Genomic DNA, 22567 nt, shown 5'->3' with positions numbered 1-22567 from the left:
ACTATTCATACTGCTCCGGGAGATAGGAACCCTCGGCCAGATCTGCAAATCGCGTGAATTCGGACTGGAAGGCGAGCTTGACCGTTCCGGTCGGTCCGTGACGCTGCTTGGCGATGATGACATCGGCAGTGCCGCGCACTTTTTCGAAATGCTGCTTCCATTCTTCGTATTTCGGGTCGAATTCGTCGCGCGGCTCAAGGTTCTTGACGTAATATTCCTCGCGGAACACGAACAGCACCACGTCGGCGTCCTGCTCGATCGAGCCTGATTCACGAAGATCGGAGAGCTGCGGGCGCTTGTCGTCGCGGCTTTCCACCTGACGCGAGAGCTGGGAAAGCGCGATGATCGGAACGTTCAGTTCCTTGCCGAGCGCCTTCAGGCCGGTGGTGATTTCGGTGATTTCCTGCACGCGGTTCTGTGCCGAGGCCTTCGACGAGCCGGTCATCAGCTGAACGTAGTCGATCACCAGAACATCAAGGCCGCGCTGGCGCTTGAGACGACGGGCGCGGGCGGCAAGCTGCGCGATGGAAATACCACCGGTCTGGTCGATATAAAGCGGGATTTTCTGCATCACCTGCGAGCAGGCGACCAGCTTTTCGAAATCGGTCTCGGTGATATCGCCACGGCGGATTTTCGAGGACGACACTTCCGTCTGCTCGGAAATGATACGGGTTGCAAGCTGTTCCGCCGACATTTCGAGCGAGAAAAAGCCGACGACGCCGCCATTCTTGGCTTTCACCGTTCCATCGGCCTGCTGGTCCGGCTCATAGGAATTGGCGATGTTGAAGGCGATGTTGGTGGCGAGCGAGGTCTTGCCCATGCCCGGACGTCCGGCGAGAATGATCAAGTCGGAAGGCTGCAAGCCGCCCATCTTGCCGTCCAGCGTATGAATGCCGGTCGAAACACCGGACAGGTGGCCATCGCGCATGAAAGCGGCATTGGCCATGTCCACGGCGGTGGTCACGGCATCCTTGAACGGCAGGAAGCCGCCATCGTAACGGCCGGTTTCGGCCAGTTCGAACAGGCGGCGCTCGGCGTCCTCGATCTGTTCCTGTGGCGCGTTGTCGACCGGCGCATCATAGGCGACATTGACCATGTCCTCGCCGATCCCGATCAGCGCACGGCGGGTCGCCAGATCATAGATCGCGCGGCCATAATCCGCAGCATTGATGATGGTCACGGCCTCGGTGGCAAGGCGCGTGACATATTGGAATATCGAAAGATCGCCCACCTTGCCGTCAGGCAGGAAGGTCTTCATGGTGACCGGATTGGCCATCTTGCCGACGCGGATGAGATCGGTGGTGATCTCATAGATACGGCGGTGTAGCGGTTCGAAGAAATGGGTCGGCTTCAGAAAGTCCGATATGCGGTAAAAGGCGTCGTTGTTGATCAGGATTGCGCCCAGCAATGCCTGTTCCGCTTCGATATTGTGTGGTGCTTCCCGATAGAGTGCGTCTTTCTGATCGCGCACATCCTCGAGTTTGCGTACCGCCGCTTCCGCCATGATTCTTGATCCTGTCCCTGATACTGCCAGCTAACCGTCATGTGATGCCAAACGCAACGCGGCTTCGGATGATTCCTGCTGGAAGGGATAAGCTATACCATGATTCACACTGATTCACAGTTTGCGCCTGCGCATGGACGCTATGTTCTTGACGGGCGTTGCCGTGATTAACGGTGGATATTACTCTGCCTTTATCTCCGAAATTCGTCTGCCCCGGATCATGCGTGATTCCGGCGACAGGCTCTTCATGCAAAGGTTCATTCATGCGGCATCGACTGATCGCAGCCGGGCTTTTTTCCTGCCTGGCTTATCTCGCTTCGTTTACGGCACAGGCTGCTGCTGCCGAACCGATCAAGGTCAAGGTTTTCATCGCGGCCATGTTCGAGATCGGGCAGAACAGCGGCGATCGCGCTGGCGAGTTTCAATGGTGGTATGAGCGCTATTGGAAAGACGCCAAGCCCATCGAAGTGAAAGGCGCGCTGAAGCCGGTCTATTGCAATGATGACGGTGTCTGCGGTTCGGTGCTGGGCATGGGCAAGGTCAATTCGTCGGCCAGTATGCAGGCCATTCTGCTCGATCCGGCCTTCGATTTCTCGAAGAGCTATTACATTCTGTCGGGCGTGGCCGGTACGCCGCCATCACGCGGCACCATCGGTGATGTGAGCTGGGCGACCTGGCTGGTCGATTACGATCTCGGCCATCGCTGGGCCCCGGAAGAAGGCAAACCCGGCGAGCCGGTTTTCATGCCGCGCAAGGGCTATGAGGATTATCGCGTCTTTAAGCTCAATCCCGATCTGGTCGCGGCTGCCATGCACCTTGGCTCGAAGGTGGAGCTGCGCGATTCGCAGGAAGCCCAGAACTATCGCATGCGGTATCCCGACAAGGCCGCACAGGCCAAGCCATCCCTGAAGACCGGCACGCATATGACCGGCGATACGTTCTTCCATGGCCCTGGCCTGTCGAAAGAGGCGCAGTACATTGCGCATCTTTACGGCGCCGATGATTATCTCGTGACTGAAATGGAAGCGGCAGCGATCACGCTGGTCATCAAGCGCCAGTTCGGCACGGATCGTATTGCCAGCCTGCGTGGCGCGGTGAATTTCGATCAGGGCAACCCGAATGAAACCACCTTGCAGCACCTAGATCCGGCTCCGGGTCAGACGGCAGGCGGTTTCGCCGAGACGGTGCAGAACATCTATCTCGTTGGTTCACCGCTGGTCGATGATATTGTCGCCCATTGGGACAAGTGGGAGGCCGGAGTGCCGAAGGCCGACTAAAACATAGACTCGTGCCGAAGGCCGAGGAAGACATAGTCTAGTGCCGAAGGTCGAGTAGGACACGGACTCGTGCTGAAGGCCGAATAACGTAAAAAAGGGCTGCCGGAGACGGCAGCCCTTCTTTGATCGTGTGAACCGGCGCTTGCCGGATCAGGCATTCATGCTTTTCTTGACGGCGCGGGCCTCGCTATTGGCCCCCTTTGGTGCACTGTCGAGCCGCTTCAGGCGCTTTTCTTCCGCTTCGATATAGTTGCGCGTCAGCGGAACGGATTCCTGCCGGTGCGCAATCTGGATGTGGAACACCATCATGTTCTGCCAGCGGAAGGCGCTTTCCGATGCGGCGAGATAAAACTCCCACATGCGGCAGAAGCGTTCGTCATAAAGCGCCTTGGCCCGCTCGCGATTGGCCATGAAGGCCTCACGCCAGGCCTTGAGCGTTTCCGCATAATGCAGCCGCAGAATTTCGATGTCTGTGACATAAAGCCCGGCCTTTTCGATATGCGGCAGCACCTCCGACAGGGCAGGGATATAGCCGCCCGGAAAGATGTATTTGCGGATGAACGGATTGGTCGCGCCCGGTCCGTCGGAACGCCCGATGGCATGCAGCAGGAACACGCCATCCGGCTTCATCAGCCGTGCCACATGCTGGAAATATTCCGCAAAATGGCCGACACCGACATGCTCGAACATGCCGACCGAAACCAGACGGTCGAACTTGTCGTCAATGTTGCGATAGTCGGTCAGCTCGAACTTGGCGCGGTCCGAAAGTCCTTCATCAAGGGCGCGCTGATTGGCGATGCCGTGCTGTTCTTCCGACAAGGTCACGCCGGTCACATTGGCCTTGAGGTGGCGGGCGAGATACAGGCCCATGCCGCCCCAGCCGCAGCCGATATCCAGCACGTTGTCGCCTTCCTTCACCAGCAGTTTCGCCGCGATATGGCGCTTCTTGGCGAGTTGCGCCTCGGCGAGCGTTGCATTTGGTGTTTCGAAATAGGCGCAGGAATACTGCTTGTCCGGATCGAGAAACAGGTCGTAAAGCTCACCGGACAGGTCGTAATGGCTTTTTATATTGTCGGACGAACGCGCAATCGTGTTCATCTGCTGGAAGCGGCGGAACAGAATGCGCAGCTTTGCAAGCGCCTTCATCCAAGGCTCAGTCGCGGCGGTTGGCCCGGTATTTTCGAATACGATCTGGAGCAACGTGTAAATATCACCGTCCAGAAAATCGATCTCGCCGTCCATGAAGCATTCGGCGAGTTTCAGTTCGGGGTCGAGCGCTACGGCGCGCTCGGCGTGCTTCGTCTTGAAGTGTATATGAACCGGCACACCGGTCTTGTCGCCATACTGCGAACGCGCACCACTAGAATCGGTGACCGTCAGGTCTCCGGTTTTAATCATATGCGAAAGAACAGTACGCATCATTCCATACATCGGCCCCATCTCCTTTTATGGATGAGGCAGGCGTAGCATCCATGCGGTTGCACGGCAGGCGGCTTGTGTATCCTCTTGTCGAGCCACACTGTCATTAGATTTTCAGGCAGTGATCCATAAGGTCTACCGGCCTTGGGAACGCTGTCTTAAGCAACGCGGACGTTTCCGTCTGCACCCTCTCCAATACATTACCAAGGAGAAGAATAGGCAGTTTTCCCGTTCTGGAAAGAGAAAATGCCCGGCGGAGGCCGCCGGGCATGATCATTTAAAGTTTACCACCATTGGAATGCCTATTACGAAAACAGGCTTTCTGGAGATAATAGGTGGCTAATTAAGCCTGGTCTTCAGCTTCTTCGTCTTCGTCGAAGACTTCTTCCGAAAGCGGGGCTTCTTCGATGCCGTAGATGGCTTCGATCGAGGTGAGGTCTTCACCCTTTGCCTGACGTTCAGCTTCTTCGTTCGAACGAGCGATGTTGACGGTCACTTCAACCTGAACTTCCGGATGCAGCGAAATCGAAACTTCGTGCAGGCCGATCGTCTTGATCGGATGGTTCAGTTCAACCTGGTTGCGGTGCAGGGTGAAGCCGTTTGCGGTGATGATGTCGGCGATGTCGCGGGTCGAAACCGAACCGTAGAGCTGACCGGTTTCACCAGCCGAACGCACAACGATGAAGCTCTGGCCGCTGAGCTTTTCAGCAACGGCGCTTGCTTCGTTCTTGCGTTCCAGGTTCTGGGCTTCGAGCTGAGCGCGCTGGCCTTCGAACTTCTTCTTGTTGGCTTCGTTGGCACGAAGAGCCTTGCCCTGCGGGAGCAGGAAGTTACGGGCATAGCCGTCCTTGACCTTGACGGTTTCGCCCATCTGGCCGAGGCGGCCAATGCGTTCCAGAAGAATGACTTCCATTGGAGTTTCCTTTCGAGTGTTTGATTCGGGTTACTGTTGTTTATCGGTGCTCTTGTCGCTGCCCGGAATTTTCGAGATCGGCGCGCCACGCGACGTATCGAAAAGGCCGACAACCATGAAGACGAAGAGCAGGAATGCGAAGAGAATGATCGCAAAATAGGCAAACCACAGCGCCACCGGGCGCCATACCTTGCCGCGTGTGCGCATATGCATGATGGCAAGACCCGCCATCATGAAGCCTGCGCCGAGTGCGCCCACCACCACGGTTGCCACCAGACCGGCGGCGCCCGAGAAGAAGGCGACAGCAAGCGCGATTGCGAAGACGATCAGCGCCGGGCGCGGCATGCGCAGCGTTGCGGGCCAATCGTCACGCGGACGGCGCAGACGGCCCGACATGGCGGTCAGGCGCAGCGCCAGATAGAGATTACCGACCAGAATGGCGAGGCAGGTGGCGGGCTGGATCGCCGGAAGGGCGAACATCAACAGCGCCGACATTGTGTCGCGCATTTCATCGCTGGCGGTGAATTGTGGGTCAGCTTCCGCAACGCGGTCGATAACCGCATTGGCCAGTTCCCGCGCCATATCCGGGCCGAAGCCGAGAATTGCGCCGATGACGATGAAGGAGACCGCCACCATCAAGGCGAGGCGGAACACGATATCCGACAGCGGATACCAGACCATCACGTCCTTCGGTCCGCCCAGTTCTTCGGCAGGACGCGCAAGGCCGGACAGATATGCGCCGATGGCGGCAGGGACATAGCTCGTCAGCGCCATCAGGAGGGCAGCCATCGGAACGGCAAAAACGCCGACTGCGATGGTTGCGACGGCTGCTGCAACGATACCGGCGGTGGAACCCCAGCCGAGTGCTGCGACGAAAATGGGAAGCGGCGTCAGGAAATACAGAACCATCGCCATGCCCGACTGGACAATGACGCCGGACGACATCAATGCCGAGGCAAGCCCCGCCAATATGCCGACACCAATAATGGTTCCATTGAATTTCATCAGTCTCGCTGTCCTGCTCCGGCTATTCCGGTTTTGCAGTTAGAGACGGCACGAGGGCTGCGTCTCAACTTGGGTTTTTAATACACTCCGTCGCGCCCATCGCAATGGAGGAAAAGGGGATCGGGAGGCAAACTCTGATGAGAATGCCTCCCGAAAATGTCTTACTTCACTCGATCTTACTTCACAACGTAAGGCAGCAGGCCGAGGAAACGAGCGCGCTTGATCGCCTTGGCGAGTTCACGCTGCTTCTTCTGGCTGACAGCCGTAATACGGGAAGGAACGATCTTGCCGCGTTCGGAAATGTAACGCTGCAGAAGCTTGATGTCCTTGTAGTCGATCTTCGGTGCGTTTGCGCCGGAGAACGGGCACGTCTTGCGACGGCGATGGAAAGGACGGCGGGTCGGGATCTGATTGATATCAACCATGATTATGCTCCTTCACCAGCTTCGTTGTCGCGTGGGCGACGTGGGCCGCGATCACCGCGATCGCCACGATCACCGCGGTCGAAACCACCTTCACGGCGGCGCGGACGGTCATCACCATCACGCTCGCGACGGTCGTCACGGCGGGTCAGCATAGCCGACTGGCCTTCTTCGTGTTCTTCAACGCGAATGGTCATGAAGCGCAGGACGTCTTCATTGATACGCATCTGACGTTCCATTTCAGCAACGGCAGCAGCCGGAGCGTCGATGTTCAGAAGCGTATAATACGCCTTACGGTTCTTGTTGATACGGTAGGTGAGGGGACGCAGACCCCAAGCTTCAACCTTACCGACCTTGCCGCCATTAGCTTCGAGGACACCCTTGTACTGTTCGACGAGAGCGTCGACCTGCTGCTGGGAAATGTCCTGGCGGGCAAGAAGCACATGTTCATAAAGAGCCATTGGCTTTGCCTTTCTTCGTTATATCACGCCGACACCAGCGGCTAAGCCCCTGCGACTTCTCTTTTGCCGGAAAACCGGTGAAGAAAGGACGCGTACTTGAGACGGTCGAGAGCGGAGACACGGGAGGCCGAAGCGCTTATGACTTCCAACGTATTTCTAACTAAATCATTAGTTAGGGACACGGCCCTCCGTTCAGCCCCCAGCTGGTGCCGAGCAATGAACGGGCGGCTATTACGTGTTTTTCCCCTTGTTTGCAAGCGCGATATCCCCGAAAAACCGACAAATGCTTGACTTTTCGCCCAAGGCTAAGGCACATCGCGCCAAATTGTGCATTAATTGCAGGGCATGTCGGCGAAAACGGATACCGGTTTCGACATCGTCATATGTATAAAACCAGAATGAGGCATCAATGGCGGTAGCATTTACCTTTCCCGGACAGGGCAGCCAGGCGGTAGGCATGGGCAAGGCCCTGGCCGAACAGTTCGCGGAAGCGCGCGCCGTCTTTGACGAAGTGGACGCAGCGCTCGGCGAAAAGCTGTCTGCCACCATGTTCGAAGGCCCGGAAGACGTTCTGACGCTCACTGCCAATGCGCAGCCTGCGCTGATGGCCGTGTCGATGGCCGTCCTGCGCGTCATGGAAGCGCGTGGCTTCTCGCTGAAGGAAAAGGTTTCCTACGTGGCCGGTCACTCGTTGGGCGAATATTCGGCGCTTTGTGCTGCTGGTACGTTCTCGCTTGCCGACACGGCGCGTCTCCTGCGCATTCGCGGCAACGCGATGCAGAAGGCCGTTCCGGTTGGTGAAGGCGCGATGGCGGCCATCATCGGTCTGGAACATGGCGACGTTGAAGCGATCTGCACGGAAGCCAAGGCTTCCGGTTCTGTTCAGATCGCCAATGACAATGGCGGCGGCCAGCTGGTGATTTCGGGTTCCAAGGCTGCGGTCGAGCTGGCGGCTTCGCTTGCGTCCGAGAAGGGCGCGAAGCGCGCCATCATGCTGCCGGTGTCCGCACCTTTCCATTCGACCCTGATGGCGCCTGCCGCCGAAGCAATGCGCGAAGCGCTGGCCAGCGTCGAAAAGCACAATCCGGTTGTGCCGCTCATCGCCAATGTGCGTGCAGCGCCGGTGACGGACGCCAACGAAATTGCCGATCTGCTGGTCGAACAGGTGACGGGTCAGGTGCGCTGGCGCGAAACCGTGGAATGGTTTGCCGCCAATGGCGTGACTTCGCTTTATGAAGTAGGTTCGGGCAAGGTTCTGACCGGTCTGGCGCGTCGCATCTCCAAGGATGTGTCGGGCGCTGCCGTTGGTTCGGCTGAAGAAATCGAAGCAGCGATAGCTGCTCTCAACGCTTAAAAGGGATTTCGCATGTTTGATCTGACTGGCCGCAAGGCTCTCGTAACCGGTGCGACCGGCGGTCTGGGTGAAGCGATTGCTCGCGCTCTCCATGCACAGGGCGCTATTGTCGGCCTGCATGGCACGCGCGAAGAAAAGCTGAAGGAACTGGCTGCCGAACTCGGCGACCGTACTTTCATCTTCCCGGCCAATCTGTCGGATCGCGAAGCCGTCAAGGCGCTCGGCCAGAAGGCGGAAGAAGAGCTGGGCGGCGTTGATATTCTCGTCAACAATGCCGGTATCACCCGCGACGGTCTATTCGTGCGCATGAGCGACGAAGACTGGGATGCTGTTCTGAACGTCAATCTCACCTCGGTCTTCAATCTGACGCGTGAGCTGACCCATCCGATGATGCGCCGCCGCAATGGCCGCATTATCAACATCACCTCCATCGTTGGCGTGACCGGCAATCCGGGTCAGGCGAATTATTGCGCATCGAAGGCGGGCCTTATCGGCTTCTCCAAGTCGCTGGCGCAGGAAATCGCAAGCCGCAATGTGACGGTGAATTGCATTGCGCCGGGCTTCATCGAATCGGCCATGACCGACAAGCTGAACGACAAGCAGAAAGAAGCGATCATGGCCAATATTCCCATGAAGCGCATGGGCGTGGGCGCCGATATCGCTGCTGCCGTGGTCTATCTGGCCAGCGAGCAGGCCGGTTACGTGACGGGCCAGACGCTGCATATCAATGGCGGCATGGCCATGATCTGATCCCCTTCACCCCCCTGAATTATGGTATAAAATACCTTAATAGCGGGGGCGTGACAGGAAAAGGCGCTTTGCCTCGCCCAAGAAGCGTGGTAATGCGCCCATCGAGAGTTGCGGTGTTTCTAATGGAAATGTCGCGATCCTGTTCCGAAAGGAATATCCACAGGATGGCTGTCCGGGCGACATCGCTTGAAGCTGACAGGCATCTTATAACTTGATTACAATCCTGCATGCCGCTAACCAAGGCAGAGCAACAAACACACAGGTCGAGGTTCCGACATGAGCGATACCGCAGAGCGCGTCAAGAAAATCGTTGTTGAACATCTGGGCGTAGATGCCGACAAGGTCACGGAAGGCGCAAGCTTCATTGATGATCTCGGCGCAGACAGCCTCGACACCGTCGAGCTGGTCATGGCTTTCGAAGAAGAATTCGGCGTTGAAATTCCTGACGACGCTGCAGAAACGATCCTCACGGTCGGCGACGCCGTGAAGTTCATCGACAAGGCTTCTGCCTAATCAGAACAGAGTTGAGGGCTGGGCTCTTCGGATCCCGGCCCTGCCTGTATTCTGAGCTATAGTCTGACATTGCCGGATGCGGCGCCTTTGAAAAGAGGCCGCTCGCGTCCGGGAATGCCAGCAGCTACAACGCACAGAACAGTCTTATGGATGTCTGTGCGTGCCGTTTTCGGCATTCAAGTGAATTTGCCGGGATGCCAAGCGTCGTCCAAGTTTCGACTGGCTCCTGCGGCAGACTCCGATTTAACGATTGGAGCATCATCCCTTATATCAGGCCCGGACGTTGCATCTGCCGGTGAAAGCCTGCGGGTTGATGCTCGTGACATAACAGTTTTAAGGGGTGGATATGAGGCGTGTCGTCATCACCGGTCTCGGTCTGGTGTCACCGCTTGCAAGCGGTGTGGAAGAGTCCTGGAAGCGGCTTCTGGCTGGCGAAAGCGGGGCTCGCCGCATCACGGAATTCGAGGTTGACGATCTGGCCTGCCAGATTGCCTGCCGCATTCCGGTAGGCGACGGTACCAACGGCACGTTCAATGCCGACCTCCATATGGAGCCCAAGGAACAGCGTAAGGTCGATCCGTTCATCGTCTATGCCGTCGGCGCTGCCGATCAGGCGCTGGATGACGCGAACTGGCATCCCGAGAGCGACGAAGATCAGGTGCGCACCGGCGTTCTGATCGGTTCCGGCATTGGCGGCATCGAAGGCATCGTCGAAGCAGGCTACACGCTGCGCGACAAGGGCCCACGCCGCATTTCCCCGTTCTTCATTCCCGGACGTCTGATCAACCTGGCTTCCGGCCATGTGTCGATCAAGCACAATCTGCGCGGCCCGAACCATTCGGTCGTCACCGCTTGTGCAACGGGCACGCACGCCATTGGCGATGCCGCACGCCTGATCGCTTTCGGCGATGCTGACGTGATGGTTGCCGGTGGTACGGAATCGCCGGTCAGCCGCATTTCGCTGGCGGGCTTTGCAGCCTGCAAGGCGCTTTCCACCAAGCGCAACGATGACCCGACCGCCGCGTCGCGTCCTTATGACGACGACCGCGACGGCTTCGTCATGGGCGAAGGTGCGGGCGTTGTGGTTCTGGAAGAACTTGAACACGCGCTGGCGCGTGGCGCGAAGATCTATGCCGAAGTGATCGGTTACGGCCTGTCGGGCGATGCCTATCACATCACGGCTCCGACCGAGAGCGGCGAAGGCGCCGAGCGCTGCATGGTTGCGGCTCTCAAGCGCGCTGAAATCACGCCGGACCAGATCGATTACATCAACGCCCATGGCACATCGACCATGGCTGATACGATCGAGCTGGGCGCTGTCGAGCGCGTGGTCGGCGATGCGGCTTCGAAGATTTCCATGTCCTCGACCAAGTCGTCCATCGGCCATCTTCTGGGTGCTGCCGGTGCTGCCGAAGCGATTTTCTCGACGCTGGCCATTCGCGACAATGTTGCGCCTGCGACGCTCAATCTCGACAATCCGGCGGTCCAGACCAAGATCGATCTGGTGCCGCATAAGGCGCGCGAACGCAAGATCGACGTGGCCCTGTCGAACTCCTTCGGATTCGGCGGAACCAACGCTTCGCTGGTGCTGCGTCGCTATTCCTGACCGGCTTTTCCAGTCGGAAAGTCAAAATCTAATAGGAATAAATAAAAACGCGGGGATTTCTCCGCGTTTTTGCCAAAATATAACCGGAAGCGATATTTAAAATCTGCAACAGCGGTTAGGGTAAGCCTGCTTTCGGTGCTTCGAAGGCATGATCTGCGGAAAGCCGCTCGGGACAGACGAGTCACGCATCGTCGTGGCGCTGTCTGTCAAGGCTACAGGACCGAGGTGATGGAGTGAATTCAGAGGTAAAGCCCGGGGAACAACCCGGAAACAACTCTGCCGAAGAGCAAGCGAAGGCTGCAAAGCCTGAAACGCCGTCGGAAACGACAGCGGCGGCAAAGCCGTTTGTTCCCAAATCCGCGTCCGAAGCCCTGCGTCCGGAACCCGGCACGCCGCCGCCGCGCAAGCGTTCGCGCCATGCGCGCAGCCAGATCGTCGTGTTCATGAATTTCATGCTGTCGCTCGTCGTGCTGGCTTTGCTCGGCGCATCGGCGCTGTTCTATTTCGGCAAGATGCAGTTCGACGGTCCGGGGCCGCTGCCAGACGCCACCACTTTTCTGGTCAAGCGCGGCGCTGGCATTTCCGAAGTGACGAACAGCCTCGAAGCCCGCGAAATCATCAGCGATGGACGTATTTTCCGGTTCGGCATGCGCGCCTATGGTCACGAAAACGACCTCAAGGCCGGTGAATATGCCATTCCGGCTGGCGCAACCATGCGCGACGTGATGAATATCCTGATCAGCGGCAAGTCGATCATGTATCCGCTGACGGTTCCTGAAGGGCTGACCGTCAAGCAGATTTTCGACCGCATTTCCGCCGACCCGATCCTTGTGGGCGATATGCCAAAGGATTTTCCGCCGGAAGGTTCGCTGTTCACCGACACGCTGCATTTCACGCGCGGCACCTCGCGCACGGAAATCATCGACCGCATGGTTGCTTCGCAAAAGAAGCTGGTTGACGATATCTGGGCGAAGCGCGGCCCGGACCTGCCGGTCAAGGATCGCAATCAATTCGTAACGCTGGCTTCCATCGTCGAGAAGGAAACGGGCATCGCATCCGAGCGTCCGCATGTTGCTTCGGTCTTCGTCAATCGTCTGAACAAGAATATGCGCCTGCAATCGGATCCGACGATCATCTACGGCCTGTTCGGCGGCGCGGGCAAACCGTCCGACCGTCCGATTTTCAAGTCGGATATCGAAAAGCCAACGCCTTACAACACCTATGTCATCAATGGCTTGCCGCCGACGCCGATTGCCAATCCGGGCAAGGCGGCACTTGAGGCGGTCGCCAATCCGCTCGACACGGAAGATCTGTATTTCGTGGCGGATGGCACCGGTGGGCACGTCTTCTCGAAGACTTTGCAGGAACACAACGCCAATGTTCGCAAGTGGCGCAATGTGGAACAGCAGAACAGTACTGGCGGTGCCGCTGGTGGCCAGAATACAAATCAGAGCAACGGCCAGAGTGCGGGGCAGTAAAAAGCTGCTGAAACGTATCTGTGCGAATTTTTCAGAGCCGGTTGCTGAATAGCGCCGGCTCTGTATGTTTGATTGAATACAGTGTTTTCGCGTGGTGAGGCGAGGCGCTTTGAGTGAGTTTCGATGCACAGGCAGGCCAGTCGCCCCTGTGCACAGTTGAGGGGAACGGACGCATGGCGCTCCAGAGCATGACCGGATTTGCGCGTTACGCCGTGCAGCATGACGGTGCCAATGGCGAGGCGCGCATCGTTTGGGAAGTGCGCTCGGTCAATGGCAAGGGGCTTGATCTGCGTCTGCGTCTGCCACAGGGGCTTGAAGCCGCCGAACATCCGGTGCGGTCCATGCTGGCGCGCCATTTCTCCCGCGGTAATTTTCAGGCGAGCCTGAGTGTCGAGCGTGCCGACGAGCAGGCCAATTTCGTCATCAACCACGCCATGCTGGCGGAGGTGCTGAAACTTGGCGCGGAATTGCAGGAAAAGCACGGTCTGGCGCCTGCGAGCGTCGATGGTGTTCTGTCGCTGCGCGGCATGATCGATCAGGCACAGGTCGCGGAAGATGACGATGCCCGCACGGGGCTGGAAGCGGCCATCGTGGCAGCCTTCGAAGGCGCGCTGAAAGCCATTGCCGAGGCGCGGGCGCAGGAAGGCAAGGCGCTTTTCACGATCCTGTCCGGCCATGTCGATACGATCGGCCGTCTGACGGAAGCGGCGCGTCAGGACCCGTCGAGGAGCACGGACGCCATCAAGGCGCGGCTGGCCGCGCAGGTTGCGCTGTTGCTCGACGGCCCGCGCGATCTGGACGAAGCCCGGCTTTATCAGGAAGCGGCCTTTCTTGCGACCAAGGCGGATATTCAGGAAGAGCTGGACCGGCTCGACACCCATGTCGCCTCCGCACACAAATTGCTCGCCGATGGCGGGCCGGTCGGGCGCAAGCTCGATTTTCTTTCACAGGAATTTAATCGTGAAGCGAATACACTGTGTTCCAAATCGAACGCGGCGTCGATCACGGCCATCGGGCTGGAACTGAAGGCGGTCGTCGATCAGTTTCGCGAACAAGTACAGAATCTGGAGTAACAGTACATGGCCATCTCTTCAGTTGAAAATGGCGTCGCGCGCAGAGGCTTGATGGTGGTGATCTCGTCGCCGTCGGGCGCTGGAAAATCCACCATTGCCCGGCTGTTGCTGGAAGACAAGAAGATGGACCTTTCGCTGTCGATCAGCGTAACGACGCGCCAGCGCCGTCCAAGCGAGATCGAAGGGGTGCATTATCACTTCAAGACTATTCGCGAGTTCGAGCGCCTGCGCGACAATGACGAACTGATCGAATGGGCGGAAGTGCACGGCAATTTCTACGGCACCTTGCGCGAAACCGCCGAGATTGCGCTGGCTGACGGGCAGGACATGCTGTTCGACATCGACTGGCAGGGGGCTGATCAGCTTCAGGCGAAGATGCCTGCCGATGTGGTGTCGATCTTCATCCTGCCGCCGACGATGCGCGAATTGCAGCAGCGCCTCAACCGCCGTGCGGAAGACACGCCGGAAGTGATCGAGACGCGCTTGCAGAACGCCCGTTTTGAAATCCAGAAATGGGTGAAATACGATTATATCGTCATCAATGAGGACCTCGACCGTTCTTTTGCGGCGATCAAGTCGATCATCGAGGCCGAGCGCCTGCGTCGTGACCGCCGCCCCGGCCTTTTCGATTTCGTGACCGGACTGCTCGAAGAAGAGCCAGGCATCTGAGTCAGAGCATTAGAGCATTTCCAGCAAAAGTGCGTAGCGCCTACGCAGGGAAATCAGTCCACTGGACTGATTTCTGATCCTGCTTCGATGCGTAGGATAATGCGTAAAAACAAATAGATAGAGCGGCTTCACGATTCCGTTTTAACCGGAACCGCTCTAGCAATAAAACCGCCCTTGAGGCGGTTTTATTTTATGCGATTGCAGGCTGCATCAGGCGAGGCTGGCTATGGCGTCCAGACGGGCCTTGTGTGCGGGGCTGATCGTCAAGGCTGCTGCGGCGATATTCTGGCGCAGATGGGTTCTGCGCGATGTGCCGGGGATCAGCAGAATATTCGGGCTGCGTTGCAGCAGCCAGGCAAGAGCCACGCTTTGCGGGCTTTCACCCATTTCTTCCGCGACCCTGTTCAGTTCATCTGTCTGCAACGGGTTGAAGCCGCCCAGCGGGAAGAAGGGGACGTAAGGGATGCCGTCTTCAGCCAGATGGTCGATCATGGCCTCATCGGTCCGGTTCACCAGATTATAGAGGTTCTGCACGCAGACAATCGGGGCAATGTCGCGCGCTGTCTGCAATTGCGCAGCGTCGATATTGCTGATGCCGATATGGCCGAGCAGGCCTTCATCCTGCATCTGCCGCATGGCCCGCATGGGCGTGGCAACGTCATCGGCAGGTCCGCCCATCCGCAGATTGACAATGGCGATCTGGTCAAGACCGAGGCGTTCGAGATTGTCTTCGACAGAACGGCGCAGGAAATCCGCATCGCGCTGCAAGATCCAGTTGCCCTGTTCGTCGCGCCGTGCACCAATCTTGGTCACCAGCGTCAGTTCGGCGGGGTAGGGGTAAAGCGCCTCGCGAATGAGCCGGTTGGTTACATAAGGACCGTAGAAGTCGCTGGTGTCGATATGGTCGATGCCGAGCGCCAAGGCTTCACGCAGCACGGCGCGGGCTTCATCGGGGTCGCGCGGTTCTCCAAAGGCATGCGACCCGGCAAGCTGCATGGCGCCATAGCCCATCCTGTTGACGGAAATCGAGGTGCCGGGAAAGGTGAAGCGACCGGCTGCGGCTGCCGGGCTGCTTTGAATGTCCGTCACAGGGGCGGCGGAAGAATGATTGCTCATCTGAAATCTCCTTTTCCCGAACTATGACTGATCGCATAAGCATTGATAATCGGGCTTGAAGCGGATAGCTTGTTTGCTATGGCGAACAATAGGCAGCTTCTTCCCCTTGATGACGTATCGGTCTTTCTGGCGGTGGCCCGTTCCGGCGGCTTTCGCAATGCAGCGCGGTGGCTCGGCGTTTCGGCCTCCATGGTCAGCGAGACGGTCTCGCGACTGGAGGCGCGGCTGGGCGTACCGCTGCTGATCCGCACCACGCGCAGCGTTCACCTGACAGAGGCGGGCAGCGCCCTCGTGGAACGGCTTGGCCCGGTGATGGCCGAAGCGCGCGCCGCCCTTGATGAAGCTGCCAGTTCGCAGAACGAGGTGCGGGGCAGGCTGAAACTGAATGTGCCCGGCGCAGTGATGTATGACATTCTGCCACCGCTGATCGACGGCTTTCTTGCCAAACATCCGGATGTGCAGATCGAGGTCATGGTGGATGATCGGTTCGTCGATTTCATTGCCATTGGCTGCGACGCTGGTATCCGCTATGGCGAGCATCTGGCGCAGGATATGATCGCGGTGCCCATCGGGCCGCGTCGGCAATGGGGTGCGCTGATGGCCGCGCCAAGCTACATAGAGAAACGCGGGATGCCGCAGCATCCAGCCGATGTGCTGGAGCATGATTGTATCCGCATGCGTTTTATCAGCGGCGCACTAACCGATTGGGAATTCGAGAAGGACGGCGAGATTGTCACGGTCGATCCGCCGGGGCGGCTGATCATCGGCACGACTGGCGTATGGGGCGCTTTCAATCTGGCAGTGGCAGGACATGGCCTGATCTACAGTTTCCGCAACTGGCTGGAACCCTATCAGCAGCGTGGCGAACTGGTGCCTGTGCTGTCCGACTGGTGGCCAGCTTTCGGCGGGCCGCATCTCTATTTTTCGAGCCGGGTCATGCCGAAGCCATTGCGTGCCTTTATCGATTATGTGCGGGCTTTGCCTGAAAAATAGTCCCTTATCGCGCCCGCATTTCGCGAGGCGGGGTGCCGTAGGCGCGGCGATAATCGCGGCTGAACTGCGTCGGGCTTTCATAGCCGACAGCAAAAGCAACCGAGGAAACCGGCACGGCGGTCTCGCTCAACTGGCGGCGCGCTTCCAGAAGCCGCAGCGCCTTTTGATATTGCAGCGGCGTGGTGGCCATGACGGATTTGAAATGCTCGTGGAAGCTGGAAGGGCTCATTCCGGCAATATCCGCCAGTTCTTCCGTGCGGATCGGGTCGTTCCAGTGCTGCTTGATATGGGTGATCGCTTTTGCGATGCGGCTTGCCGGACTGCCCGGCTGGGCAAGCTGGCGCAGCATCGCGCCATTACGGGTCAGAAGCACACGGAAATGCAGTTCCTTGCGGATCATCGGTTCGAGAACGCGGCGTTCGAGCGGCTTGTCGCGCAGATCGAGCAGCCGCGTCATGGCATCTGTCACGCCCGCATCGGCCCTGCCGGTGGCCACGGCTTCGCTGCGCGCCGCTGCAATCATATCCGGCTCAATCTCGCCCTGAAGCGCGCGCAAAATTTCCAGATCAATCCGGCAGGCAAGAGCCACATAGGGATTATCGGGGCTGGCATCGACAATTCGCGCGCCTGTAATCAATTCGTGCGAGACTATCGCCGTCATGCCCGCATCGAAGCGAACGGCGCGTTCGCCATGCAATATTTCTTTGGCACCCTGGAGGACCAGGCAAATCATCGGCTGATACATATCGGGCCGGATCTCCGATACGGCCGTTGAGCATACCACTGTCACGCCTTCGATGCCTGTCGGCGCAGGATAAGGCCCCGCCGCAGTTTCCTGGGCGATTTCGATGCAGCGGGCTGCGAGATTTGAAGCGTGTTCGGACATGGCAAAAGCATAGCAAGCCTTTATTTCCGGCGACACAGAAATCGGAGCCTTCGGAGGATTGGGCATGTTTCGCGGAGGATGAGGCAGGCCGAGCGAACGGGAAAGCGCCAATATAGGAACCAGAGTTCGTTGAACGAAAGGAAACTGACATGACGATTGCACTCATCACGGGCGGTAGCCGGGGGCTTGGCCGCAACGCAGCACTTCATCTGGCCAAGCAGGGCGTCGGCATCGTTCTGACCTATCAGAGCAATGCGAAAGCAGCAGAAGAGACAGTTTCCGAAATCGCAGCCGAGGGCGGCACCGCCATCGCCTTGCCGCTGGATACGGCGAAGGTTGCCAGTTTTGCGGATTTTGCAGAGAAGCTGCGGCAGGCGCTTCAGGATAAATGGCAGCGGACGCGCTTCGACTATCTGGTGAACAATGCCGGTTATGGCGTTCACAAGCCATTTGCCGAAACCACGGAAGAAGATTTCGACGGTCTGGTCAATGTGCATCTGAAAGGCGTTTTCTTCCTGACGCAGACCCTGCTGCCGCTGATCGAGGATGGCGGCAAAATCCTCAACGTCTCGACCGGGCTCGCCCGTTTTGCACTGCCGGGCTATTCGGCCTATGCGACCATGAAGGGTGGGATCGAGGTTCTGACGCGCTATCTGGCCCGCGAGCTTGGCCCGCGCGGCATTGCGGTGAACGCGATTGCGCCGGGCGCCATCGAAACGGATTTCGGCGGTGGCTTGGTACGCGACATGCCGGAAGTCAACAAGATGATTGCCAGCACCACTGCCATGGGTCGCGTCGGTCGTCCGGACGACATTGGCGGTGCAGTGGCTGCCATTTTGTCGGGCGGTACGGGCTGGATCACCGGCCAGCGCATCGAAGTGTCGGGTGGCCAGAATATCTAACGATCTAACACTACAGTCGCATTCTTCGTGATGCCGGTCTGCAACGAGCAATTTCCTGTGCTCCGGTGCTCGAAAATCACTCGTTTCGCCGCGGCCTGACGAATTTGCAACTGTAGTGCTAAGCTAGCCTTATCGAAATGCGGCTGGTGTCATGCACCAGCCGCCTGAAGGCTTCCAGAAAAGGCTTGCCTCCGCGCGTGCGCAATTCGCTCAACGCTTCTGTGTTTTTGAACACAAGCTCGCATTCGCCGGGCCAGCCCGGCCCCTGCCATTGCACCGCATCCCAGAAAGAATCGAGCGTATAGCCGAAGGATTGCGCATCCTGCGCCGGGACCACGGCAAGATAGCGTCGCCAGAGTTCGTCCGGCGTTGTTACACCTGCACAGTCGATTTCGTAAACGGGCACCATTAACCGAGCAGGATCAAAAGCCCGTCCACAAGCCCCAACAGCAGAATGAGCGCTCCCATCGTGATCGCCGTGATGATGAGCATGCGCTTCTGCCGGTTGCGCTTGTCGGGCTGCTTTCCCGTCCAGTCGTATGAAGAACCAGGCATATGCATCTCCAGATCAGCCTATATTGTCTATAAGCCTTCGGAGATACTTATAAACGCCTTCGGTGCAGATTTTCAAATGCGCTGAACTTTCGTTGCGAAACGGCGATCTATCAGACCGCCGTGCCGCCCACAGTGACCTGATCCATGCGCAGATGCGGCTGGCCAACCCCGACGGGAACCCACTGGCCGCCCTTGCCGCAATTGCCGCTGCCGGTATCGAGTTTCATGTCGTTGCCGATCATCGAAATGCGCTGCATGGCATCGGGACCATTGCCGATCAGCATGGCGCCCTTGATCGGCGCGGCAACCTTGCCGTCCTCGATCATATAGGCTTCCGTGCAGCCGAACACGAACTTGCCGGAGGTGATGTCCACCTGTCCGCCGCCGAACGAAACGGCATAAATGCCTTTCTTCATGGAGGCGATGATCTCTTCCGGCGTCTTGTCGCCCGAGAGCATGTAGGTGTTGGTCATGCGCGGCATCGGCGCATGGGCATAGGATTCGCGGCGTCCGTTGCCGGTTGCCTCCATGCCCATCAGGCGCGCATTCTGGCGGTCCTGCATGTAATTGACCAGCTTGCCGTCATCGATCAGCACCGTGCGATTGGTCGGCGTGCCTTCATCGTCGATGGTCAGCGAACCGCGACGCTCGGCAATCGTGCCGTCATCCACGACCGTGACACCCTTGGACGCCACTTGCTGGCCGAGCAGTCCGGCAAAGGCCGAGGTTTTCTTGCGGTTGAAATCGCCTTCGAGGCCATGGCCGACCGCTTCATGCAGCATGACGCCCGGCCATCCATTGGCGAGAACAATGTCGAATGTGCCTGCCGGGGCAGGGATCGCTTCCAGATTGACCAGCGCCTGCCGCAGAGCTTCGTCGGCGGCATGCTGCCAGCTTTCAACGGTGATGAATTCGCCAAAACCCTTGCGCCCGCCCAGCGTATGCGAGCCGGATTCCTGACGGTCGCCGCTGCCTGCCACGACCGATACGGTAAGACGCACCATGGGGCGGATATCGCGCACGAAATGTCCGTCAGCGCGCAGGATTTCAACCTGCTGCCACGAACCGGCGAGCGAGACGGACACCTGACGGACCTTCGGGTCTTTGGCGCGCAGATAGCCATCGATCTGCTGCAAAAGCTGCACTTTCGCATCGAAGGTCGGAGAGCCAATCGGGTTTTCGTCGGTATAGAGGTGGCGATTGGTTCCCGCAGGTGCTGCGGCGTAGGTGCCGCCATAGCCCTTGATGGTTGCAGAAACCGCATCGGAGGCGCGTTTCAGCGCGGCCATCGAAAGATCGCCCGCATGGGCGTAGCCAATGGCTTCTCCGGCAACCGAGCGCAGGCCGAAACCTTGATCCTGATTGAAGGAACCGGTCTTGAGGCGGCCATTGTCGAAAACGAGCGCTTCAGCTTCGCGATATTCGATGAAGAGTTCGCCGTCGTCGCTGCCCTTGAGGCTCGCGGCAACGAGGCGTTCGATATCGTCACGTCCGGTATCGAAACTGTCGATCAGGCTTTTCATAAAACAAATCCCGCAGCATGTGTCTGCTGCAGGATGTAAGCCTTAAAACGGTTGAGAACAACCACAAGTCAGCGGTGGGCTGGGAGATTCAGGCTATAGTGAGCCGAAAATGGTGGGTTTCGAGAACCTGAGCGAAGCGTACTTAAAGGTACGTGAGCACCGGAAGCGCAGAAAAACGCCATTTGCAGGCCACTAGAGCGTGAATCAAGGGAGGGCGTCGAAGCCTTCACCAAATCCCTTCAGATCCACCGGAATGCCGACGCCTTCTTCCGGGGTCTGGAAGACGATGAAGGTTGCGGCTTTGCCGGAACGCAGCGTCTTCAGAAGTTCGTCTTCGAGAATGACTTCTGCATAGCAGCCGTCTTCGAAGCAGCGCACGAAATAGGCGCGACCAATATCCTTGCCGTCGACATTGAGACCGAGGCCGTTTGGCAGCAGAACGCCGAGCGGGGCCAGCACGCGAAGAATGCGCGCCTTGTTATCGGCGGTCTTCAGAACCACGACCGAAAGGCCAAGTTCCGGGCGCTTGGCGGCAACCACGTTCTGGATCAGCGCGCATTGCTCGGTCTTGGCGCCGGCAGGCGTATCGCAGAGCACAGCCCATGCGCCGTGCTGCGACTTCAGCTTGCCGCTCTGCTGCGGGTTGGTCGGGGCGGCCTGCGACTGCGCAGCCGGGGCCTGATCCGGTGTCTGCAACGGCGCGGGCGTGTCCTGCGCGGCAGACGGCAAGGTCGCGGCGGCAAGCGACAGGCTAACACCAGCGGCAAGAGCCATCAGGCGCTGAAGAATCGGGCGGTTGGCAAGCATGCGGACAGTCATGAAATCTCCAGATCGAATCCCTGATCGAATCAGTGGGACGTTAACGCGCAGCATCAGCCATGAAAAGCAATCAGAGACGCGATTATCAGTCATCGTCAATTAAAGCCGTCATCGCAACGGTGATATCGCCTGTTGGATCGATTGTCACGTAGCACGTGCGGCAGAACCTCTTTTCAAATCATGGCTTCATTATGGGATTTGTAGGTTTTTCCCAAGTTTTTGCCGGTTTACGGATGCGCTGTCATACGGTTAGAAATCCGGGCGGAATTGGGAGCGGTTCTGTCGGCGGGCAAAAGCTGCGCGCAAAAATGCCGCACAGGAACATATTCGCCTTCCTTGCGGTGTGCGTTAAGGTGTGATTTGAACGCCGACGGGGGATGCGGCCGTCATTTGCGTCCGGCGTCCAGCCTGAAAGGGCGAAAAGGGAGAGAGTTCTGGTGGATAAGATTGTTGCCACAACGAAGGGCGCCGTCGTTGGTGCTCTTGCAGTGCTGTGGATGACCGGTGCCGCTTTGGCGGATCAGCCGCGTCCATGGGAATGGAGATTTCAGGACGCTGCAACGGGTATTGCCGAGCAGATTCATTGGTTTGAGCGCTACACGCTCTGGTTCATTATTCCGGTTACGTTGCTGGTTCTGGCGTTGCTGGTGATCGTTGTGCTTCGCTTCCGGGCGAGCGTTAATCCGGAACCGTCGAAGACCAGCCACAATACGATGATCGAAGTGATCTGGACCGTCGGTCCTGTGATCATTCTTTTGTTCCTGGCTGTGCCGTCGTTCCAGCTTCTGACCGCGCAATATTCGCCGGAAGACCCGTCCCTGACGATCAAGGCGACCGGCTACCAGTGGTACTGGGGCTATGAATATCAGGTCGACAATCCGGTCAGCTTCGATGCCCTTCTGTTGAAGGATGGCGATCGCGCCGCTGCGGGCAAAGAGGATAAGTCCCGCTATCCGCGCCTTCTGGCCGTCGACAATGAAGTGGTTGTTCCGGTCGGTGAAAGCGTTCGCCTTCTGGTGACTGCCGCCGACGTGATCCATTCCTGGACCATTCCTGCCTTCGGCGTAAAGATGGACGCCGTTCCTGGCCGTATCAACGAAATCTGGTTCAAGGCTGAAAAAGAAGGCCTCTATTACGGTCAGTGCTCCGAGCTTTGCGGCAAGGATCACGGGTTCATGCCAATCGCCGTGCGCGTTGTCTCGAAAGACCAGTATCAGACCTGGCTCGCCGCTGCGGGTTCGGATCTGAACGGTGCGAACAAGGCGCTGCAAGCTGCCGTCGAAGGTGGTGAAAACAATAAAGTGGCTGCGGCGGGTCTCTGATCCCGAA

23 protein-coding genes are annotated in these 22567 nt (G+C 58.3%); 11 read left to right on the top strand and 12 right to left on the bottom strand.

The features are described from left to right. Position 1: 1 nt before the first annotated feature. Complete coding sequence (locus FGI60_RS19475) at positions 2-1504, bottom strand: replicative DNA helicase (RefSeq protein ID WP_138786582.1); 1503 nt, start codon at positions 1502-1504, stop codon at positions 2-4. Positions 1505-1767: 263 nt separating this feature from the next. Between FGI60_RS19475 and FGI60_RS19470 the strand changes: the two genes are divergently transcribed. Continuing rightward, positions 1768-2781, top strand: coding sequence for a purine-nucleoside phosphorylase (locus tag FGI60_RS19470; RefSeq protein WP_138786581.1), 1014 nt, complete (start codon positions 1768-1770; stop codon positions 2779-2781). A gap of 150 nt (positions 2782-2931) precedes the next feature. On the opposite strand, the gene FGI60_RS19465 is transcribed toward FGI60_RS19470, so the two are convergent. From FGI60_RS19465 to rpsF, 5 genes are all read right to left on the bottom strand, one after another. Further along, on the bottom strand, positions 2932-4212 hold the full coding sequence (locus FGI60_RS19465) for an SAM-dependent methyltransferase (protein WP_138786580.1): 1281 nt from the start codon (positions 4210-4212) through the stop codon (positions 2932-2934). Positions 4213-4543: 331 nt separating this feature from the next. Next, complete coding sequence (gene rplI, locus FGI60_RS19460) at positions 4544-5113, bottom strand: 50S ribosomal protein L9 (RefSeq protein WP_078338055.1); 570 nt, start codon at positions 5111-5113, stop codon at positions 4544-4546. Positions 5114-5143: 30 nt separating this feature from the next. Next, entirely contained in the window at positions 5144-6118 is a 975-nt protein-coding gene (locus FGI60_RS19455) for a DUF2232 domain-containing protein (RefSeq protein WP_138786579.1), read from the bottom strand. Positions 6119-6294: 176 nt separating this feature from the next. Next, complete coding sequence (gene rpsR, locus FGI60_RS19450; protein WP_006466219.1) at positions 6295-6543, bottom strand: 30S ribosomal protein S18; 249 nt, start codon at positions 6541-6543, stop codon at positions 6295-6297. Between the two features lie 2 nt (positions 6544-6545). After that, positions 6546-7001 carry a 30S ribosomal protein S6 gene (rpsF, locus tag FGI60_RS19445; protein WP_121537353.1) on the bottom strand — a complete coding sequence of 152 codons (456 nt, stop codon included), beginning with the start codon at positions 6999-7001 and terminating at the stop codon, positions 6546-6548. A gap of 409 nt (positions 7002-7410) precedes the next feature. On the opposite strand from rpsF, the gene fabD reads away from it, so the two are divergent. The 7 genes from fabD (at position 7411) to gmk (ending at position 14444) form a co-directional block, all read left to right on the top strand. Continuing rightward, on the top strand, positions 7411-8355 hold the full coding sequence (gene fabD / locus FGI60_RS19435; RefSeq protein ID WP_138786578.1) for an ACP S-malonyltransferase: 945 nt from the start codon (positions 7411-7413) through the stop codon (positions 8353-8355). Positions 8356-8367: 12 nt separating this feature from the next. Next, on the top strand, positions 8368-9105 hold the full coding sequence (gene fabG / locus FGI60_RS19430) for a 3-oxoacyl-[acyl-carrier-protein] reductase (RefSeq protein WP_138786577.1): 738 nt from the start codon (positions 8368-8370) through the stop codon (positions 9103-9105). Positions 9106-9381: 276 nt separating this feature from the next. After that, the gene (locus FGI60_RS19420) at positions 9382-9618 is read left to right on the top strand and encodes an acyl carrier protein (RefSeq protein ID WP_002963616.1); all 237 of its coding nucleotides are present in this window, start codon (positions 9382-9384) and stop codon (positions 9616-9618) included. A 346-nt stretch (positions 9619-9964) separates the two neighbouring features. Further along, positions 9965-11224, top strand: coding sequence for a beta-ketoacyl-ACP synthase II (gene fabF / locus FGI60_RS19415; protein WP_138786576.1), 1260 nt, complete (start codon positions 9965-9967; stop codon positions 11222-11224). Positions 11225-11457: 233 nt separating this feature from the next. Then, positions 11458-12702, top strand: a complete 1245-nt coding sequence (mltG, locus tag FGI60_RS19410; RefSeq protein ID WP_235889862.1) for an endolytic transglycosylase MltG — start codon at positions 11458-11460, stop codon at positions 12700-12702. Positions 12703-12875: 173 nt separating this feature from the next. Continuing rightward, positions 12876-13775 carry a YicC/YloC family endoribonuclease gene (locus FGI60_RS19405; protein ID WP_138786640.1) on the top strand — a complete coding sequence of 300 codons (900 nt, stop codon included), beginning with the start codon at positions 12876-12878 and terminating at the stop codon, positions 13773-13775. Positions 13776-13781: 6 nt separating this feature from the next. After that, positions 13782-14444, top strand: a complete 663-nt coding sequence (gene gmk, locus FGI60_RS19400) for a guanylate kinase (RefSeq protein ID WP_078338062.1) — start codon at positions 13782-13784, stop codon at positions 14442-14444. 210 nt (positions 14445-14654) lie between these two features. On the opposite strand, the gene FGI60_RS19395 is transcribed toward gmk, so the two are convergent. Continuing rightward, positions 14655-15560 carry an oxidoreductase gene (locus FGI60_RS19395; protein WP_138786574.1) on the bottom strand — a complete coding sequence of 302 codons (906 nt, stop codon included), beginning with the start codon at positions 15558-15560 and terminating at the stop codon, positions 14655-14657. Positions 15561-15638: 78 nt separating this feature from the next. On the opposite strand from FGI60_RS19395, the gene FGI60_RS19390 reads away from it, so the two are divergent. Beyond that, entirely contained in the window at positions 15639-16553 is a 915-nt protein-coding gene (locus tag FGI60_RS19390; protein ID WP_138786573.1) for a LysR family transcriptional regulator, read from the top strand. A gap of 4 nt (positions 16554-16557) precedes the next feature. Here FGI60_RS19390 and FGI60_RS19385 read toward each other — a convergent pair whose 3' ends face one another. Next, entirely contained in the window at positions 16558-17439 is an 882-nt protein-coding gene (locus FGI60_RS19385; protein WP_171058812.1) for an AraC family transcriptional regulator, read from the bottom strand. 149 nt (positions 17440-17588) lie between these two features. On the opposite strand from FGI60_RS19385, the gene FGI60_RS19380 reads away from it, so the two are divergent. Continuing rightward, positions 17589-18341, top strand: coding sequence for an SDR family NAD(P)-dependent oxidoreductase (locus FGI60_RS19380; protein WP_078338066.1), 753 nt, complete (start codon positions 17589-17591; stop codon positions 18339-18341). A 118-nt stretch (positions 18342-18459) separates the two neighbouring features. Here the strand turns inward: FGI60_RS19380 and FGI60_RS19375 are convergent, their stop codons facing one another. The 4 genes from FGI60_RS19375 to FGI60_RS19365 all read right to left on the bottom strand — a co-directional run bounded on the left by FGI60_RS19375 (position 18460) and on the right by FGI60_RS19365 (position 21238). Next, positions 18460-18750 (bottom strand): hypothetical protein, encoded by a 291-nt coding sequence (locus FGI60_RS19375; protein ID WP_138786571.1) that lies wholly within the window; start codon positions 18748-18750, stop codon positions 18460-18462. Then, positions 18750-18896, bottom strand: coding sequence for a hypothetical protein (locus tag FGI60_RS26330; protein ID WP_162762698.1), 147 nt, complete (start codon positions 18894-18896; stop codon positions 18750-18752). Before FGI60_RS26330 ends, FGI60_RS19375 begins: the two co-directional genes overlap by 1 nt. Positions 18897-19006: 110 nt before the next feature. Beyond that, entirely contained in the window at positions 19007-20419 is a 1413-nt protein-coding gene (gene tldD, locus FGI60_RS19370) for a metalloprotease TldD (RefSeq protein WP_078338068.1), read from the bottom strand. A gap of 204 nt (positions 20420-20623) precedes the next feature. Then, positions 20624-21238, bottom strand: coding sequence for an invasion associated locus B family protein (locus FGI60_RS19365; RefSeq protein WP_078338069.1), 615 nt, complete (start codon positions 21236-21238; stop codon positions 20624-20626). A gap of 437 nt (positions 21239-21675) precedes the next feature. Here FGI60_RS19365 and coxB point away from each other — a divergent pair, with 437 nt between their 5' ends. Further along, positions 21676-22560, top strand: coding sequence for a cytochrome c oxidase subunit II (coxB, locus tag FGI60_RS19360; protein ID WP_138786570.1), 885 nt, complete (start codon positions 21676-21678; stop codon positions 22558-22560). Positions 22561-22567: the final 7 nt, after the last annotated feature.

Source organism: Brucella haematophila (genome assembly GCF_005938105.1).
Lineage (GTDB): Bacteria > Pseudomonadota > Alphaproteobacteria > Rhizobiales > Rhizobiaceae > Brucella > Brucella haematophila.
Note: the sequence above shows the minus strand (reverse complement) of the source record. Positions and strands in the feature narration are given on the sequence as shown.

What these genes read in the sequence shown, in the direction of transcription:
- FGI60_RS19475 (WP_138786582.1), bottom strand. Translation starts at nt 1,504, where the DNA reads ATGGCGGAAGCGGCGGTACGCAAACTCGAGGATGTGCGCGATCAGAAA.
- FGI60_RS19470 (WP_138786581.1), top strand. Translation starts at nt 1,768, where the DNA reads ATGCGGCATCGACTGATCGCAGCCGGGCTTTTTTCCTGCCTGGCTTAT.
- FGI60_RS19465 (WP_138786580.1), bottom strand. Translation starts at nt 4,212, where the DNA reads ATGTATGGAATGATGCGTACTGTTCTTTCGCATATGATTAAAACCGGA.
- rplI (WP_078338055.1), bottom strand. Translation starts at nt 5,113, where the DNA reads ATGGAAGTCATTCTTCTGGAACGCATTGGCCGCCTCGGCCAGATGGGC.
- FGI60_RS19455 (WP_138786579.1), bottom strand. Translation starts at nt 6,118, where the DNA reads ATGAAATTCAATGGAACCATTATTGGTGTCGGCATATTGGCGGGGCTT.
- rpsR (WP_006466219.1), bottom strand. Translation starts at nt 6,543, where the DNA reads ATGGTTGATATCAATCAGATCCCGACCCGCCGTCCTTTCCATCGCCGT.
- rpsF (WP_121537353.1), bottom strand. Translation starts at nt 7,001, where the DNA reads ATGGCTCTTTATGAACATGTGCTTCTTGCCCGCCAGGACATTTCCCAG.
- fabD (WP_138786578.1), top strand. Translation starts at nt 7,411, where the DNA reads ATGGCGGTAGCATTTACCTTTCCCGGACAGGGCAGCCAGGCGGTAGGC.
- fabG (WP_138786577.1), top strand. Translation starts at nt 8,368, where the DNA reads ATGTTTGATCTGACTGGCCGCAAGGCTCTCGTAACCGGTGCGACCGGC.
- FGI60_RS19420 (WP_002963616.1), top strand. Translation starts at nt 9,382, where the DNA reads ATGAGCGATACCGCAGAGCGCGTCAAGAAAATCGTTGTTGAACATCTG.
- fabF (WP_138786576.1), top strand. Translation starts at nt 9,965, where the DNA reads ATGAGGCGTGTCGTCATCACCGGTCTCGGTCTGGTGTCACCGCTTGCA.
- FGI60_RS19405 (WP_138786640.1), top strand. Translation starts at nt 12,876, where the DNA reads ATGGCGCTCCAGAGCATGACCGGATTTGCGCGTTACGCCGTGCAGCAT.
- gmk (WP_078338062.1), top strand. Translation starts at nt 13,782, where the DNA reads ATGGCCATCTCTTCAGTTGAAAATGGCGTCGCGCGCAGAGGCTTGATG.
- FGI60_RS19395 (WP_138786574.1), bottom strand. Translation starts at nt 15,560, where the DNA reads ATGAGCAATCATTCTTCCGCCGCCCCTGTGACGGACATTCAAAGCAGC.
- FGI60_RS19390 (WP_138786573.1), top strand. Translation starts at nt 15,639, where the DNA reads ATGGCGAACAATAGGCAGCTTCTTCCCCTTGATGACGTATCGGTCTTT.
- FGI60_RS19385 (WP_171058812.1), bottom strand. Translation starts at nt 17,439, where the DNA reads ATGTCCGAACACGCTTCAAATCTCGCAGCCCGCTGCATCGAAATCGCC.
- FGI60_RS19380 (WP_078338066.1), top strand. Translation starts at nt 17,589, where the DNA reads ATGACGATTGCACTCATCACGGGCGGTAGCCGGGGGCTTGGCCGCAAC.
- FGI60_RS19375 (WP_138786571.1), bottom strand. Translation starts at nt 18,750, where the DNA reads ATGGTGCCCGTTTACGAAATCGACTGTGCAGGTGTAACAACGCCGGAC.
- FGI60_RS26330 (WP_162762698.1), bottom strand. Translation starts at nt 18,896, where the DNA reads ATGCCTGGTTCTTCATACGACTGGACGGGAAAGCAGCCCGACAAGCGC.
- tldD (WP_078338068.1), bottom strand. Translation starts at nt 20,419, where the DNA reads ATGAAAAGCCTGATCGACAGTTTCGATACCGGACGTGACGATATCGAA.
- FGI60_RS19365 (WP_078338069.1), bottom strand. Translation starts at nt 21,238, where the DNA reads ATGACTGTCCGCATGCTTGCCAACCGCCCGATTCTTCAGCGCCTGATG.